The organism is Streptomyces sp. NBC_00075 (genome assembly GCF_045041225.1).
In the GTDB taxonomy this organism is placed as follows: domain Bacteria; phylum Actinomycetota; class Actinomycetes; order Streptomycetales; family Streptomycetaceae; genus Streptomyces; species Streptomyces adonidis.
This window is the reverse complement of sequence record NZ_CP108243.1, coordinates 8,653,667-8,669,815: the sequence shown is the minus strand read 5'-3', so window position 1 is coordinate 8,669,815 and position 16,149 is coordinate 8,653,667. Positions and strand designations below refer to the sequence as shown.

Annotated in this window: 13 protein-coding genes; 3 read left to right on the top strand and 10 right to left on the bottom strand. The window is 70.0% G+C overall.

The window, feature by feature from the left end; translation table 11 throughout:
• Positions 1-50: 50 nt before the first annotated feature.
• From OG787_RS38000 to uvrC, 10 genes are all read right to left on the bottom strand, one after another.
• A complete protein-coding gene (locus tag OG787_RS38000; protein ID WP_003957010.1) occupies positions 51-386 on the bottom strand; it encodes an RNA polymerase-binding protein RbpA in 336 nt (111 codons plus the stop codon).
• A gap of 243 nt (positions 387-629) precedes the next feature.
• Positions 630-860, bottom strand: a complete 231-nt coding sequence (gene secG / locus OG787_RS37995) for a preprotein translocase subunit SecG (RefSeq protein WP_055529234.1) — start codon at positions 858-860, stop codon at positions 630-632.
• Positions 861-964: 104 nt separating this feature from the next.
• Positions 965-1,741, bottom strand: a complete 777-nt coding sequence (tpiA, locus tag OG787_RS37990) for a triose-phosphate isomerase (protein ID WP_369033711.1) — start codon at positions 1,739-1,741, stop codon at positions 965-967.
• Between the two features lie 6 nt (positions 1,742-1,747).
• On the bottom strand, positions 1,748-2,959 hold the full coding sequence (locus OG787_RS37985) for a phosphoglycerate kinase (protein ID WP_369033710.1): 1,212 nt from the start codon (positions 2,957-2,959) through the stop codon (positions 1,748-1,750).
• 130 nt (positions 2,960-3,089) lie between these two features.
• Positions 3,090-4,097 carry a type I glyceraldehyde-3-phosphate dehydrogenase gene (gene gap / locus OG787_RS37980; RefSeq protein WP_369033709.1) on the bottom strand — a complete coding sequence of 336 codons (1,008 nt, stop codon included), beginning with the start codon at positions 4,095-4,097 and terminating at the stop codon, positions 3,090-3,092.
• A gap of 225 nt (positions 4,098-4,322) precedes the next feature.
• A complete protein-coding gene (locus OG787_RS37975) occupies positions 4,323-7,274 on the bottom strand; it encodes a M14 family zinc carboxypeptidase (RefSeq protein WP_405538283.1) in 2,952 nt (983 codons plus the stop codon).
• A 168-nt stretch (positions 7,275-7,442) separates the two neighbouring features.
• Positions 7,443-8,426 (bottom strand): DNA-binding protein WhiA, encoded by a 984-nt coding sequence (whiA, locus tag OG787_RS37970; protein WP_105973880.1) that lies wholly within the window; start codon positions 8,424-8,426, stop codon positions 7,443-7,445.
• Positions 8,417-9,484, bottom strand: a complete 1,068-nt coding sequence (gene yvcK, locus OG787_RS37965; protein ID WP_369033707.1) for a uridine diphosphate-N-acetylglucosamine-binding protein YvcK — start codon at positions 9,482-9,484, stop codon at positions 8,417-8,419. Before yvcK ends, whiA begins: the two co-directional genes overlap by 10 nt.
• Entirely contained in the window at positions 9,481-10,533 is a 1,053-nt protein-coding gene (rapZ, locus tag OG787_RS37960; RefSeq protein WP_405538280.1) for an RNase adapter RapZ, read from the bottom strand. Before rapZ ends, yvcK begins: the two co-directional genes overlap by 4 nt.
• Positions 10,530-12,644: an excinuclease ABC subunit UvrC gene (uvrC, locus tag OG787_RS37955; RefSeq protein ID WP_369033705.1), complete on the bottom strand. Its 2,115-nt coding sequence runs from the start codon at positions 12,642-12,644 to the stop codon at positions 10,530-10,532. Before uvrC ends, rapZ begins: the two co-directional genes overlap by 4 nt.
• Before the next feature lie 303 nt (positions 12,645-12,947).
• Between uvrC and OG787_RS37950 the strand changes: the two genes are divergently transcribed.
• The 3 genes from OG787_RS37950 (at position 12,948) to OG787_RS37940 (ending at position 16,027) form a co-directional block, all read left to right on the top strand.
• Positions 12,948-13,910 (top strand): hypothetical protein, encoded by a 963-nt coding sequence (locus OG787_RS37950; RefSeq protein WP_369033704.1) that lies wholly within the window; start codon positions 12,948-12,950, stop codon positions 13,908-13,910.
• Between the two features lie 117 nt (positions 13,911-14,027).
• Positions 14,028-15,119 carry a LacI family DNA-binding transcriptional regulator gene (locus OG787_RS37945; RefSeq protein ID WP_405538279.1) on the top strand — a complete coding sequence of 364 codons (1,092 nt, stop codon included), beginning with the start codon at positions 14,028-14,030 and terminating at the stop codon, positions 15,117-15,119.
• Positions 15,116-16,027, top strand: a complete 912-nt coding sequence (locus tag OG787_RS37940) for a carbohydrate kinase (RefSeq protein ID WP_405538277.1) — start codon at positions 15,116-15,118, stop codon at positions 16,025-16,027. Before OG787_RS37945 ends, OG787_RS37940 begins: the two co-directional genes overlap by 4 nt.
• Positions 16,028-16,149 lie beyond the last annotated feature (122 nt).

The following is a 16,149-nucleotide window of genomic DNA, read 5'->3' as shown; positions in this document are numbered from 1 at the left end:
CAGACGGGTCCGGCCAGGCACCTTCTCGGTGCCTGGCCGGCCGTCAATTCCTAGATCTCGCCCCGCAGTTTGGCGAGCGCCTCGGCGAGGATCGCCTCGCCGTCCGCGTCGCTGCGCCGCTCCCGTACGTACGCCAGGTGCGTCTTGTACGGCTCGGTGCGCGGCGGGTCCGGCGGGTTGTCCCGGTCCTGTCCGGCGGGAAAGCCGCAGCGCGGGCAGTCCCAGGTGTCGGGGACCTGCGCGTCGCTGGCGAAGCTGGGCTGCGTCTCGTGCCCGTTGGAGCACCAGAAGGAGATGCGCAGCCGTGGCGCGGACTCGCCACGCTCCGCCTCGCCCATCGGCCCCGCCCCGACCCGGCTTCCTCGGATCGCGTTGCCACTTGCCACGGTCGTAACTCCCTGCGTAATGGTGCCGCGAAGCGAGTCGGCGTTTTCGCTTCGTTGCGAGCGCCTCAGTCTACGTAAGGCCCAACGCGCGTCCAGTGCTTGGAGTTACAGCCCCGCACCAAGACGCAAGCCCCATGATAGGCCGCCCTTGGCGGGGCGTACCGAACATGGGGCCTTACGTGCGGAATGTGCGTGCGTAATGTGCTGTCGTACCGGTATTTGACGACCGGTGTCAGCCGCTGATCAGTTGTTCACCTTCATCAGGATGCCGAGCACCACGATGCACGCGAACCACAGCAGACCGAGCACGACGGTGATGCGGTCGAGGTTGCGCTCGGCGACCGAGGAGCCGCCGACGGACGACTGCATGCCGCCACCGAACATGTCGGAGAGGCCGCCGCCCTTCCCCTTGTGCATCAGCACGAGCAGCATCAGCAGCAGGCTGAAGACGATCAGGGCGATCGAGAACCCCAAAACCACGGCTGGACCAACTTCCTCGGATTCTGATGGACGACGGGGACAAAGTGGCAAGCCACTTTATCCCCGCCAGGGTACGACGGATCTCCGCTAGCGCATACTCACTGGTCGCGGAACCGAACGATCTTGACGAACTCGTCGGCGTCCAGAGCGGCACCGCCGACCAGTGCGCCGTCGATGTCGGGCTTCGCCATGATCTCGGCGACGTTCCCGGACTTCACGGAGCCGCCGTACTGGATGCGTACGGCGTCGGCGACGTCCTGGGAGTACAGCTCGGCGAGCTTCGCGCGGATCGCGGCGCAGACCTCCTGGGCGTCGTCGGCGCCGCACACCTTGCCGGTGCCGATGGCCCAGACGGGCTCGTACGCGATGACGACGGTCTCGGCCTGCTCGGCCGGGAGGTCCTTGAGACCGCCCTCGACCTGCGCGAGGGTGTGGGCGACGTGGTTGCCCGCCTCGCGGACCTCCAGCTCCTCGCCGACGCACAGGATCGGGGTGAGGCCGTGCTTGTAGGCGACCTTCACCTTGGCGTTGACAAGTGCGTCGCTCTCGCCGTGGTACTGGCGGCGCTCGGAGTGACCGATCGCCACGTAGGTGCACTTGAGCTTGGCCAGCATCGGGCCCGAGATCTCACCCGTGTAGGCGCCCGAGTCGTGTGCGGAGATGTCCTGGGCGCCGTACTTGATCTTGAGCTTGTCGCCGTCGACCAGGGTCTGTACCGAGCGCAGGTCGGTGAAGGGCGGCAGGACCGCGACCTCACAGGCCTCGTAGTCCTTGTCCGCGAGGGCGAAGGCGAGCTTCTGGACGTGGGCGATGGCCTCGAGGTGGTTGAGGTTCATCTTCCAGTTGCCCGCCATCAGCGGCGTGCGAGTGGTCATGCTGGGTCAGTCCTCCAGTGCGGCGAGACCGGGGAGCGTCTTGCCCTCGAGGTATTCGAGGGAGGCGCCGCCACCGGTCGAGATGTGGCCGAATGCGGTTTCGTCGAAGCCCAGGATGCGTACGGCGGCGGCTGAGTCGCCGCCCCCGACGACCGTGAAGGCCGGGGAGTCGAGGAGGGCCTGGGCGACGGCCTTGGTGCCCTCGGCGTAGTCGGGGTGCTCGAAGACGCCCATGGGACCGTTCCAGAAGACGGTGGCCGCGTCGGCGAGCTTGGAGGCGTACAGCTTGCGGGACTCCGGACCGATGTCCAGGCCCATCCGGTCGGCCGGGACGGCGTCCGCGGCGACGGTCGTGGGGTTCGTGGGCGCCTTGGCCTTCAGGTCGGGGAAGCCCGCGGAGACCACCACGTCGACCGGGACGATCAGCTCGACGCCGTTCTTCTCGGCGCGGGCGACGTACTCCAGCACGGCCGGGATCTGGTCCTCCTGAAGGAGGGAGGCGCCGATCTCGTACCCCTGGGCCTTGAGGAAGGTGTACGCCATTCCGCCGCCGATGAGGATGCGGTCGGCCTTGCCGAGCAGCTGGTCGATGACGGCGAGCTTGTCGGAGACCTTGGCACCGCCGAGCGCGACCACGTAGGGGCGCTGCACGTCGTCGGTGAGCTTCTTGAGGACGCCGACCTCGGTGGCGATGAGGTAGCCGGCGTAGTGCGGCAGGCGGGCCGGAAGGTCGTACACGGAGGCGTGCTTGCGGTGCACGGCACCGAAACCGTCACCCACGTAGACATCGGCCAGGGCCGCCAGCTGGTCGGCGAACTCGCCGCGCTCGGTGTCGTCCTTGGCGGTCTCACCGGCGTTGAAGCGCAGGTTCTCGATCACCGCGACCTGGCCCGGCTGGAGGCCGTTCACGGCGTCGTGGGCGGCGGGGCCGACGGTGTCCTGGGCGAAGGCCACGGGGGCGTCCAGGAGTTCACCGAGGCGTTCCGCGGCGGGCAGCAGGGAGAAGGCAGGGTCCGGGGCGCCCTTGGGGCGGCCCAGGTGGGAGGCGACCACGACCTTGGCGCCGGCGTCCGTGAGGGCCTTGACGGTGGGCAGGACGGCCCGGATGCGGCCGTCGTCGGTGATGAGGCCGTCGGCCAGCGGCACGTTCAGGTCGGCGCGGACGAAGACCCGCTTGCCGTCCACTCCTTCGGCGAGGAGTTCGTCGATCGTCTTCATGAAGGGGCTCCTAGGGAGGGCTCTTTTGTCCGGGAGGGGCTGGATCGATCAGCACGTGCGACAGGGCTCGGGCAGCGCCGCGTCGCGCTGCCCGAGCCCTGTGCTCACATCGAAGTGCCTGCTCCGGGACTCAGAGCTGGTTGCCGACGAAGACCGTCAGGTCGACGAGGCGGTTGGAGTAGCCCCACTCGTTGTCGTACCAGCCGAGGATCTTCACCGACGTGCCCTCCTGGACCATGGTCAGGGAGGAGTCGAAGGTGCAGGACGACGGGTCGCCGACGATGTCCGAGGAGACGATCTCGTCCTCGGTGTACGTCAGGAAGCCCTTGAGCTCGCCGTCGGCGGCCTTCTTGAACGCGGCGTTGACCTCGTCCTTGGTGACCTCGCGGGACAGCTGGACGACCAGGTCGGTGGCCGACCCGGTCGGGACCGGCACGCGCATCGCGATGCCGTCGAGCTTGCCCTTGAGCTGCGGGAGCACGAGCGCGGTGGCCTTGGCGGCACCGGTCGTGGTCGGGATGATGTTCTCCGCGGCGGCGCGGGCGCGACGCAGGTCGGAGTGCGGGAAGTCCAGGATGCGCTGGTCGTTCGTGTACGCGTGGACCGTCGTCATCAGGCCCTTGACGATGCCGAAGTTCTCGTCGAGAACCTTGGCCATCGGCGCCACACAGTTGGTGGTGCAGGAGGCGTTGGAGATGACGTGGTGGTTGGCCGCGTCGTACTTGTCCTCGTTGACGCCCATCACGATGGTGATGTCCTCGTCCTTGGCCGGAGCCGAGATGAGGACCTTCTTGGCGCCGCCCGCGATGTGCTTCTCGGCGTCGGCCTTCTTGGTGAAGATGCCGGTCGACTCGATGACGACGTCGACGCCCAGCTCGCCCCACGGGATGTCGGCGGGGTTGCGCTCGGAGAGAACCTTGATCGTCTTGCCGTCCACGGTGATCGTGTCGGCGGTGTGCGACACCTCGGCCTTGAGACGGCCCAGGATGGTGTCGTACTTGAGCAGGTGAGCGGTGGTCGCGGTGTCACCCAGGTCGTTGACAGCCACGATCTCGATGTCAGCACCCTGCTCCAGCAGCGCGCGGAAGTAGTTACGACCGATGCGGCCAAAGCCGTTGATGCCTACGCGGATCGTCACGAACCGATCTCCTCGTTGGTACGCCGACTTTCGATGCCGGCGAGTTGTATGGGATGTCCCCGACCGCCTACGACCCTACCTCCCTGCGGCCCCGGTGGTGACATCGAGATGCCCCATACACGGCAGGGCGGTCCGTACCCGCCAGTAGGGGTACGGACCGCCCAGTTGTCGCACCGCGATTACCCGATGAACGGACAGGATCGGATCGTCGGTGAACGGTTCTGATCAGTCCTTCAGCGCGGCCAGTGCCTTGCCGAGGAGTGCCGTCCGGTCGGTGGCCTTGGTGACGTGCTCCAGGCCGAAGCCCAGCAGCACGGTGTCGTCCGTGGAGACCGCTCCGTACGTCTTGGCCAGCTCGCCCGAAAGACCCCAGTCCTTGATGACCGCGGGGCTGCCCGCGGGCGGTCCGGGGACGCTCCAGGCGCCCAGGGACGTCTCGAAGCCCTCGACCGCACCCGCCGTACCGCCGATGACGACGGTGGCGTTGTCGGCGAGGACACCGCGGCCGCCGGATCCGGGGTCGGTGATGTAGCTGAGCGAGATCTCGACCGTCTTGCCGGCGTAGGCGGAGAGGTCGAACTCGACCTGCTGCCAGCCCGCCGAGGCCCCGGTGAAGCTGTTCCAGGAGCCGCTGGTCCCGGAGGGCGTGCAGGCACTCGAGCCGAGGGTCAGATAGCGGGCGAGCGCGGGGTGGCCCGCGATGAAGAACCCGGCCTCGCACTCGGTGGGTACGGCGGTGCTGGTGGCGCCGCCCTTGTCCGGGAGCGTGGTCCAGTCGTCGGCCCCGGCGGTGTGGGCTTCGAGCACGGCGTGGTCGTAGCCCTCCTCCGTGTCCCACAGGAGCTGGGTGCGGAAGGCCGGCGCCTGGGCCGCGGTCACCCCGGTGAGGTCGATGGTGCGGGTGAGGCGGTTCCAGGCGTAGTCGGTGTGCGTGACGGCGGCCATGGAGGCGCCCGCGTAGGGCCCGTACGGGTTGACGGTCCCGGGATAGCTGCCCGCACCCGCGCTCGCGAACTGCGGGTACGTCGCCACGGGCAGGGTGTCCGAGGTGACGCCGAAGGACCCTGCCGTGTTCAGCGGGTTGCCCGGCGCGTCGCCGAGGGCGCCGTTGAAGCCGGTGAGCTTCCCGGAGCCGTTGAACGCGGTGACCGACGGTGTGGTCGTACGGGAGTAGGCGCCCAGGTAGTACTGGCTGAAGTCGTTGGACAGGGTGCCCCCGCCCAGGTCGACCGAGCCGCCCGCGGTCTCGCCGGCCTCGATCAGCTTGCCGCCCTCGTTGAGGTAGGCGCGCAGTTCGAGCTGGGTGGCGTTGCCGGGCCGTACGGCGCCCGTGTAGTGGACGACCGTCTTGAAGTGGTCGAGCACGCCGAGCGCGTCGGGTGCGCCCAGGGCGGCGACGTCCCAGACGAGCGGCTTTTTGCCGTTGGCCTTCAGCGCGTCGACGTAGGCCTGGGCCTGTGTGGCGGTCGCGCCCTCCTCGGCGAGGACGAGCGTGTCGGCGCGCGGCCGTTCGGCGACCGTGTACGTGAAGTGCGTGCTGCTGGTGCGCTTCCCGGCCTTGGTCCGGCCGGTGAACCAGACCTCGACCTTGTCGCCCGGGTCGCCGTCGGTGACCTTGGCGCGGTACTCGTCGAAGTACAGGTTGTCGTCACCGCCGAAGGTCTCGCCGCCCTTCCAGGCCTTGAGCGTCGTGTCCTTCGTACGGCCGCCGTTGACGCGGTAATTGAGTTCCTTGTCGCGCACGGACTTGCGTACGACGACCGAGACCTCCTGGTCGGCGCCGCGTGAGTACGAGGTGGTGAAGGGTGCCGGGGTGAAGTCGGGGGCGTCGACGCCGACCGAGGACTTGGGCTGGTCGGGGGTGGCCGCCGACTCGGCGACGGAGAGCGCGAAGGGGATGTTCTTGGTGAACTCCTCCTGGATCAGCTTCTCGTCGTCCGGGAAGGTGAAGACCGAGGCACAGTCGGCCGCGTTCCAGGCGTCGTCCGGATAGAGGTTCGACGCGGTCTGGCAGGTCGACATCTCCGGGGTGAACATCGCCGTGCCGTTGACGTTGGCCGCGTGGCCGTCCGCCTCGCCGTTGGTGGTGTACAGCTCGGAGGAGAGCTGGGGGTGGTAGCCGGGGATCGCGGAGTTCTCGGGCGTGCCGGCGAGCGACTTGTAGAGGACGTCGTCGGGGGTCGGCGAGGCGACCTGCCAGCCGACTCCGTAGAGGAGCAGTTCGGCGGCGGAGTGGTAGTTGATGCCGTAGTCGAAGCCGACGCGCCGCTCGAAGGCGTCCAGCGCCTTGGTCTCGGGCTCCGAGTTGGGGCCTGCGCCGCGGTAGGTCTGGCTGGTGGGGAACGGGGACGAACCCTCGTCGTCGTAGCCCCACTTGAAGGCGAAGTTGCGGTTGAGGTCGACGCCGTCGCCGATGGTGTAGGCGCCGTCGCCGTTGACGTCCCGCATGTTCTTGCGCCACTGGCGGTCGCCCTCGGGCTCGAACGTCCAGTCGTAGCCGTCCGGGTTGGCGGACAGGACGAACCAGAGTTCGGTCGAGTCGACGATCTTCTTGATGCGCCGGTCCTTGGAGTAGTTGTCCAGGTAGTGGTGCATCAGGCGCCGGGTCATCTCCGGCGTGATCCATTCGCGCGCGTGCTGGTTGGAGACGTACAGGACGGACGGCTTGGCGCCGTCCTTGGTCTTCTTCGCGCCCTTGGTCAGTTTGAGCGCGAGGATGTCCTGGCCCTGAAGGGTCTTGCCGATGGAGACGACCTTGGTCAGGGCCGGGTTCTCCTGCGCGGTCCGGAGGATCTCCTCCTGGAGGTTGCCGGCTCCGCTGTACGGCCGGAAGACGCCGTCGCCGGCGGCGGCCACGCGCGCGCGTGCCTTCGCCGTGAGCGTGTGCTCCTTGAGGTCGACGCCCTTGTCCTCCAGTTGCTCGGCCTGCTTGTCGGTGAGGTAGACCTCGACCGTGGCCGTGCCCTTCTCCGGTGCCTGCTCCCCGAGTTCGTGACCGTCCTGGCCGGTCGCGAGGAGCAGCGGAATCTGCTCCTTCGTGACCTCGGCGCGGAAGACCTTGACCTCGTCGGCGTCCGGTGTACCGGCGTCCTCCGCGGCCACGGCGATGGGCGCGAGTCCCGCGCCGCCCAGCAGGAGTGCGCCGACAGCGAGGATCGTTCTCGCTCTTCGTCTCATGAACCCCCCTTGCGATGGTTCACCACAATGGCGAACAGATGCCAGGCTCATGACAGTTCATGATCCAGTCAAGGGGGCCCCAAGGACAGGCAACACGCCGGGGCCGGTACCCGAAGTGGGTACCGGCCCCGGCGTGTTGAGGCTCCGTCAGTCCGCTCTGAGAGTCCGTCAGCCCGCGTCGGCCATCTCCTCGGAGAGGTTGGACTCCGTCCCCGGAATGCCGAGGTCCTGGGCGCGCTTGTCGGCCATGGCGAGCAGCCGGCGGATACGGCCCGCGACGGCGTCCTTGGTCAGCGGCGGGTCGGCGAGGGCGCCCAGCTCCTCCAGGGAGGCCTGCTTGTGCTCCATGCGCAGCCGGCCGGCCGCCGCGAGGTGCTCGGGCACGTCGTCGGCGAGGATCTCCAGCGCGCGCTGGACCCGGGCTCCGGCGGCGACGGCCGCGCGCGCGGAGCGGCGCAGGTTGGCGTCGTCGAAGTTGGCGAGCCGGTTCGCCGTGGCGCGGACCTCGCGGCGCATCCGCCGCTCCTCCCAGGCCAGCACGGACTCGTGCGCGCCGAGCCGGGTGAGGAGGGCGCCGATCGCGTCCCCGTCCCGGACGACGACCCGGTCGACGCCCCGGACCTCGCGGGCCTTGGCGGCGATCGAGAGGCGCCGGGCGGCGCCGACGAGGGCGAGCGCGGCCTCGGGGCCGGGGCAGGTCACTTCGAGGGACGAGGAGCGTCCCGGCTCGGTGAGCGAGCCGTGGGCCAGGAAGGCCCCTCTCCAGGCCGCCTCCGCGTCGCAGGTGGCCCCGGAGACCACCTGCGGGGGCAGACCTCTGATCGGGCGCCCACGGCCGTCCACGAGCCCTGTCTGGCGGGCCAGCTGGTCACCGCCCGCGACCACCCGGACCACGTAACGGGAGCCGCGGCGCAGTCCGCCGGGTGCCATCACGATCAGTTCGGAACTGTGGCCGAAGATCTCCAGGATGTCCCGCTTGAGACGGCGCGCCGCCATCGCGGTGTCCAGCTCCGCCTCGATCACGATGCGCCCGCTGACCAGGTGAAGGCCGCCGGCGAACCGCAGAATGGCGGAGACCTCCGCCTTCCTGCAGCAGGTACGGGTGACGGGGAGCCGGGAGATCTCGTCCTTCACCGCTGCCGTCATCGCCATGGGCCGATCCTTCCATGCATCCGAAAAATACGGTCGTACGCGGCGGCCAACAGCTCCGTATCGTGCCGAGGAGATCCGTCGGGCCGGGCCACCGGCGCCAGCTCGACCGCGGCGCCGAACCCCTTGGCGGCGTCGGTCAGCAAATCGCGGTCGGGCACGGCGGCCTCGTCGGCCAACACCACGTCCAGGGCGAGTTTAGGGGCGTGTCGTCCCAAAACCTCCAAATGACGCTGCGGGGAGAAGCCCTCGGTTTCTCCGGGCTGCGGCGCGAGGTTCAGCGAGAGTACCCGGCGGGCCTTCGTCTCGGTGAGCGCTTCGAGCAGCTCCGGCACCAGCAGATGGGGGATCACGGAGGAGAACCAGGAGCCGGGACCGAGGACCACCCAGTCGGCGTCCAGGACGGCGGCGACGGCTTCCGGGACCGCGGGCGGGTCGTGCGGCACCAGGTGCACGCTCTGCACCTCGCCGGGCGTCAGCGCGACGGTCGCCTGCCCCCGTACGGTGTCGACGTCCTCGGGCCGCTCCGGGTCGTGCCCCTTGACCAGTGCCTGCAACTCCAGGGGAACGGCGGACATCGGCAGGACGCGGCCGTGCGCGCCCAGGAGCCTGCCGACCAGGTCGAGGGCCTGGACGTGGTCGCCGAGCTGCTCCCACAGGGCGACGATCAGCAGATTGCCGACGGCGTGTTCGTGCAGGTCTCCCTTGGACTGGAAGCGGTGCTGGATGACGCGGGCCCAGGTCTGGCCCCACTCGTCGTCCCCGCACAGCGCGGCCAGGGCCTTGCGCAGGTCACCGGGCGGCAGGACGCCCAGTTCGTCGCGCAGGCGCCCGCTGGAGCCGCCGTCGTCGGCCACGGTGACGACGGCGGTCAGGTCGCCGGTGATCCGGCGCAGTGCGGCGAGCGAGGCGGACAGGCCCATGCCGCCGCCCAGGGCTACGACCTTGGGCTGGGCGCCCCGGCGGCGCGGCCTGGCGCCGCGTGCCTCGACGGGCCGGCCGGCCCGTCCCTCGGGGGTCACCCGGCGCAGCCTGCTCAGCCGCGGTGTACGTCCCGTCATTCCCGTCCCATGTCCCGGTGCACGATCACGGTCTCCACGCCCTGCGAGGCAAGGCGTGCGGCGAGCTTCTCCGAGGTGGCGACCGAGCGGTGCTTGCCGCCGGTGCAGCCGACCGCGATGGTCACATAGCGCTTGCCCTCGCGGCGGTATCCGGCGGCGATGAGCTGGAGCAGCTCGGCGTACCGGTCGAGGAACTCCTTGGCGCCGGGCTGGTTGAAGACGTACGCCGACACCTCCTCGTTGAGCCCGGTGTACGGGCGCAGCTCCGGGACCCAGTGCGGGTTCGGCAGGAACCGCATGTCCACGACCAGGTCGGCGTCGACCGGAAGGCCGTACTTGAAGCCGAAGGACATGACCGTGGCCCGCAGCTCGGGCTCCTCCTCGCCGGCGAACTGGGCGTCCATCTTGGCGCGCAGTTCGTGCACGTTGAGGCTGGAGGTGTCGATCACCAGGTCGGCGTCGCCGCGCAGCTCGCGCAGCAGTTCCCGCTCGGCGTCGATGCCGTCGACGATACGGCCGTCCCCCTGGAGGGGGTGCGGCCGGCGCACCGACTCGAAACGGCGCACCAGGGCGTCGTCCGAGGACTCCAGGAAGACGATCCGCCGGGTGACACCCTTGACCGCCAGGTCGGCGAGCGACTCACGGAGGTTGTCGAAGAAGCGCCTGCCGCGTACGTCGACGACGACCGCGATCCTGGCGACGTTGCCCTGGGAGCGGGCGCCCAGCTCCACCATGGTGGGGATCAGCGCCGGTGGCAGGTTGTCGACGACGAACCAGCCGAGGTCCTCAAGACACTTGGCGGCCGTCGAGCGGCCGGCTCCGGACATACCGGAGATGATCACCAGTTCGGGGATGGCCGCTTCGGCGACCCCGGCTGTCTCGATGCCCGTACCCACTTGATCTCCGTCTTCCTGGCCCGGTGGTTCCTGGCCCGTCGGGCCGCCCGGTGCGGGGCCCTCCGCGTGCCGCGAGCGATCATCGCCCGCTTCTTTGTGACCTGCCTGGCCCTGTGCTGTGGGCTCGGCCTTCGGTGTCTCGTGCTCGGTCATTTCTCCTGCCCCCGTCGCTCGTCCGGGGCGCCCGCGGCCACGGGCTCCCCCGGAGAACCCGTCCGCGTCCCGGGTTCCCCGTCCTGCGTGTCTGCTGTGTTTTCCGCGTCTGCTGCGTCTGCTGCGTCTTCCATGATCTCTCCGGTCGCCGTGTTGACGGCGGGTGCGGCCGGGGCCGCCTGCGCGAGGGCCACGGCGATCGTCTCGGCCGTCTTCAGGCCTATGCCGGGAACCTCGCGGATCTGGTCGATTGTGGCGGACCGCAGCTTCTTCACCGAGCCGAAATGCTTGATCAGCGCCTGTTTCCGGGTTTCGCCGAGTCCGGGCACGTCGTCCAGGGGGCTCGCCCGGAAGCGTTTGGCCCGTTTGACGCGCTGGTAGGTGATCGCGAAGCGGTGCGCCTCGTCACGCACACGCTGGAGGAGATACAGGCCCTCGCTGGTGCGGGGCAGGATCACCGGATCGTCGTCGCCGGGCACCCAGACCTCCTCCAGGCGCTTGGCGAGGCCGCAGACGGCGATGTCGTCGATGCCCAGCTCGTCCAGCGCCCGCTGGGCGGCGGCGACCTGCGGCTGCCCGCCGTCGACGACGACGAGCTGCGGCGGATAGGCGAACCGCTTGGGCCGCCCGTCCTCGTCCTTCAGCTCCCGCACGGGCTCCGGGTCGGTTTCCTGGCCGATTTCCTGGCCGTCCGCCCACTCCCCGGTCTTCCCCTTCTCGGCGATGTAGCGCTTGAAGCGGCGGGTGATCACCTCGTGCATGGACCGGACGTCGTCCTGTCCTTCGAAGCCCTTGATCTGGAAGCGGCGGTACTCGCTCTTGCGCTGTAGGCCGTCCTCGAAGACGACCATGGAGGCCACCACGTCGTCCCCCTGGAGGTGGGAGATGTCGTAGCACTCGATGCGCAGCGGGGCGCTGTCCAGGTCGAGGGCCTCGGCGATCTCCTCCAGCGCGCGCGAGCGGGTGGTCAGGTCGGATGCGCGCTTGGTCTTGTGCAGTACGAGCGACTGCTGCGCGTTGCGCTGCACGGTCTCCATGAGTGCCTTCTTGTCGCCGCGCTGCGGGATGCGCAGCGAGACGCCGGACCCGCGCCGCTCCGCGAGCCACTCCTGGACGGGCTCCACGGGGTCGGGCAGTGCGGGGACGAGGACCTCCTTGGGCACGGAGTCGCCCTTCTCCTCGCCGTAGAGCTGCTGGAGGGCGTGTTCGACGAGGGCGCCGGTGGTGATCTCCTCGACCTTGTCGGTCACCCAGCCCCGCTGGCCGCGCACGCGACCGCCGCGTACGTGGAAGATCTGGACGGCCGCTTCCAGCTCGTCCTCGGCGACCGCGATCAGGTCGGCGTCGGTCGCGTCGGCGAGGACGACCGCGCTCTTCTCCATGGCCTTCCTGAGGGCCTCGATGTCGTCGCGCAGCCGGGCCGCCCGCTCGTACTCCATCTCCTCGGCGGCCTCGGCCATCTGCTTCTCCTGGCGGCGGATGTACGTCCCCGTACGCCCGGCCATGAAGTCGCAGAACTCGTCGGCCAGTTCGCGGTGTTCCTCGGCCGAGACCCGCCCGACGCAGGGCGCCGAGCACTTGCCGATGTAGCCGAGGAGACAGGGGCGGCCGGTGCGGGCGGCGTTCTTGAAGACGCCGGCCGAGCACGTGCGCACCGGGAAGACGCGCAGGAGCAGGTCCACGGTGTCGCGGATCGCCCACGCGTGCCCGTACGGCCCGAAGTAGCGCACGCCCTTGCGCTTGTGACCGCGCATCACCTGCACGCGCGGGTACTCCTCGTTCATCGTCACCGCGAGATACGGGTAGCTCTTGTCGTCGCGGTACTTGACGTTGAAGCGGGGGTCGTACTCCTTGATCCACGAGTACTCCAGCTGGAGCGCCTCGACCTCCGTGGACACGACCGTCCACTCCACGGAGGCCGCCGTGGTGACCATCGTGCGGGTGCGCGGGTGGAGTCCGGCCAGGTCCTGGAAGTAGTTGGCCAGGCGCTGGCGCAGGCTTTTCGCCTTCCCGACGTAGATCACCCGACGGTGCTCGTCGCGGAATCTGTACACCCCGGGGGAGTCCGGGATCTGTCCCGGCTTGGGGCGGTAGCTGGAGGGGTCGGCCATGTCTCACACCCTACTGGCGGGGTGTGACAGCGCGGCGGTCCTGTGGACGGACGCCCCGGCCCCCACGGAGGGGTGAACGGCGAAGTCGGAGTCCCAGCAGTCGCGCATGTTGCGCCTCAGGTGTTGTCGCGCCTTGGTCAACACGCTTCAATGCGGGGGAACTCGGGGCAGCGAACGGCCGCGTACACACGTGAGGACACACGGGGGCGAGGACGACGCCGCGTACGCCCGCCGGACCGCCCCGGTTCGCCCCACGCGCGCGGTCCGACCAGCCGCCGCGACCATTCACAGAAGGGCCCCTGCATGCGCCAAGGCACACCGCACGCGGACCACGCCATCGCCGAGGACGCAACCGCGGAACTGGACACGGCCCTGCGAAACGGCCCCTTCCATGTGGCCCTGCGGGCGGCGATCACCGCCCGCGGTCTGCCGCTGCAACGCGTCCAGCACCATCTGTGGCGGTACGGGGTCAAGGTCGGCGTCACCAGCCTGAGTTACTGGCAGCAGGGCGCCCGCCGCCCGCAGCGCCCCGAGTCGCTGCGGGCCGTGCGGGCCCTGGAGGAGATCCTCCAGCTGCCGGAGGAATCGCTGATCCGGCTGCTCTCCCGGGACGACGAACGCGCCGGCACACAGCGTCCCGCCGCGCGTTCGTACCGCTCCCTGGTGGAGGCCTCCGGGGTCCTGGAGCAGCTGCTGACGGAGCTGGAGGCACCGCTCGACGGCGGTCTGCACACCCTTGGCCTGCACGAACGGATACGGATCGGCGCACACCGCGAACTTCTCGTCCGCGAGGCCCACCACATCGTGCGCGCCCACCGGGACGGCACCGACCGCTTCGTCGCCGTCCACCACGGCGACCCCGGGTGCGCGCCGGACCGTATGTCGGTCCACGCTCTGGAGAACTGCCGCACGGGACGGGTCCGCCGGCATCACGACACCGGGGTGCTGGTCGCCGAACTCCTCTTCGACACCCGGTTGCGTGCCGGAGATACGTTCCTCTTCCGTTACGCCGTCGAGGACGGCACCGCGGGTGTGTCCCGTGAGTACGTCCGAGGCTTCGGCGTCGCGGGCGGCCAGTACGCGCTCCAGGTCCGCTTCGACGACGGGTCCCTGCCGGTGCGCTGCCACCGGTTCGCCCAGCACTCGGCCGCGGCGCCCCGCAGCGGTCGCCAGGACCTCCCGGTGAGCGCCCGCCACCGCTCGGTCCACCTCGTCGAGCCGAGGCTGCGACCGGGGATCCTGGGCATCGGCTGGGACTGGGAGTGACCGGCCCGGGGCAGACGTAAGCGATTGCGCAATCGCTTACGTAAGCGTTTACGTCCTGCGGCGGATGCGGTACGTTGCCGCCATTGACGCCGAATCCGGACGGGAGGGCACAGCCCCATGGCGACGATGGCCGATGTCGCACGGCACGCGGGCGTGTCCGTGGCGACCGTCTCCCATGTACTGAACGACACGCGTGTGGTGCGTCCCGCGACCCGGCAGGCCGTCCTCGACGCCATCGAGGTGCTGGGCTACACGCCGAACACGCTGGCCCGTTCCCTTGTCACCTCGCGGACGCGGTCCATCGGACTCGCGGTGTCTGCGATCAGCAACCCGTACTTCACGGAGATCGTCCAGGGCGTCGAGGCGGGCGCCCTGGAGCAGGGCTACAGCCTCCTCATCGCCGACCCGCACGACGACCCCGAGCACGAGCGCAAGGTCGTCCAGCTGCTGCACGAGCGGCGCGTGGACGGCATGATCGTGGCCCCTTCGGCGGCTCCCGGCGCCCTGGTCGCCTATCTGACCCGGCACGAGGTACCGACGGTGATCCTGGACCGGCTGCTCGACACCCCGTCGGAAAGCACCTCCTCGGACAGCACCCCGCGCTTCGACCAGGTGTGCGCCGAGAACACCGAGCCCATGGCCCGGCTGGTCGCCCACCTCACCGCGCTCGGGCACGAACGCGTCGGCCTGGTCGCGGGCCGCCCCGGCTTGAGCACGACGACGGAGCGGATCACCGGCTACCGCATCGGCCTCGCGTTCGCCGGGCTCCCCCACGACGAGCGTCTGGTGGTCCATGGGGACTCCGAGTCGGAGGGGGCCGAGCGGGCCACCGCCGCCCTTCTCTCCCTCGCGGCGCCCCCGACCGCCCTCGTCACCGCCAACAACACGATGACGATCGGCGCCCTGCGTGCCGTGCGCGAACGGGGCCTCACCGTGCCGGACGACCTGGCTCTGTGCTGCTTCGACGACTTCGCCTGGGCGGACCTCTTCTCCCCCGGGCTCACCGCGATGGCACAGCCCGCCAAGGACATCGGCGCCCAGGCCGTACGTCTGCTCCTGGACCGCCTGGCCGACCCGGACCGCCCGACCCGGACCGTGCGGCTCCCGTGCACGTTCGTCCATCGCGAGTCGTGCGGATGTGCCGGGCGACGGGGCCGGCAATCGCGCCCCGCGAACTTCCCCAAGGCCGAGAAAGGACCCGTCTCGTGATCGTCGTCGCCGGTGAGGCACTGATCGACCTGGTACCGCGTGCGGCGGGCGCCCTCGCGGATCTGCGGCCGGCGCTCGGTGGCGGGCCCTACAACACTGCCGTGGCCCTCGGGCGCCTCGGCTCCCCCACCGCGTTCTGTTCCCGGGTCTCGTCCGACGCCTTCGGCGAGGCGCTGCTCGACGGGCTGCGCGGCGCGGGCGTGGACGTGTCGTCCGTACAGCGCGGCAACGAGCCGACGACTCTCGCGGTCGCCTCGATCGGTGCGGACGGTTCGGCCGCCTACTCCTTCTACGTCGAGGGCACCGCCGACCGGCTGTTCACGGCACCCGACCGACTCCCCGGTGCGGCCCGGGCGGTGTCGTTCGGCACGTGTTCGCTGGTCCTGGAGCCGGGCGCGACCGCGTACGAGGAGTTGCTGCGGAGCGCCTCCGCACAGGGGGTGTTCACGGCCCTCGACCCGAACATCAGGGCGGTACTGATCCCCGACGCGGACGCCTATCGGGCCCGTTTCAAGAGCTGGCTGCCGTCGGTGTCGCTGCTCAAGCTGTCGGAGGAGGACGCGAAGTGGCTCGGCGGGACTCCGCACGAATGGCTGGCCGCCGGTCCTTCCGCCGTCGTGGTCACCCGGGGCGGCGACGGACTGACCGTCTTCACCCGTGAGGGCGCGGAACACTCGGTGCCCGGCGAGGAGGTCGACGTCGTGGACACGATCGGCGCCGGCGACACCGTGAACGCGGCGCTGTTGCACGGTCTGTCGGTCCGGGACGCCCTGTCCCCGGCGGCTCTGGCCGGCCTGGGCCCCGACGGCTGGACAGACCTGCTCCGCCTCGCGGCGCGGGCGGCGGCGATCACCTGTTCACGGGCGGGGGCGGAGCCGCCGTACGCGGCTGAACTGGGTGCGCTGTAGGGGCGGTCCGTCGGACTGCGGGGTTGGGCGCGCGGCGGCTGGTCGTGTCCGGTTGTGCAACGGGCGGCGGCCCGCAGGGAGTTCCTGCGGGCCGCCGCCTTCGCTGCCTTGTCCGGGTTCGA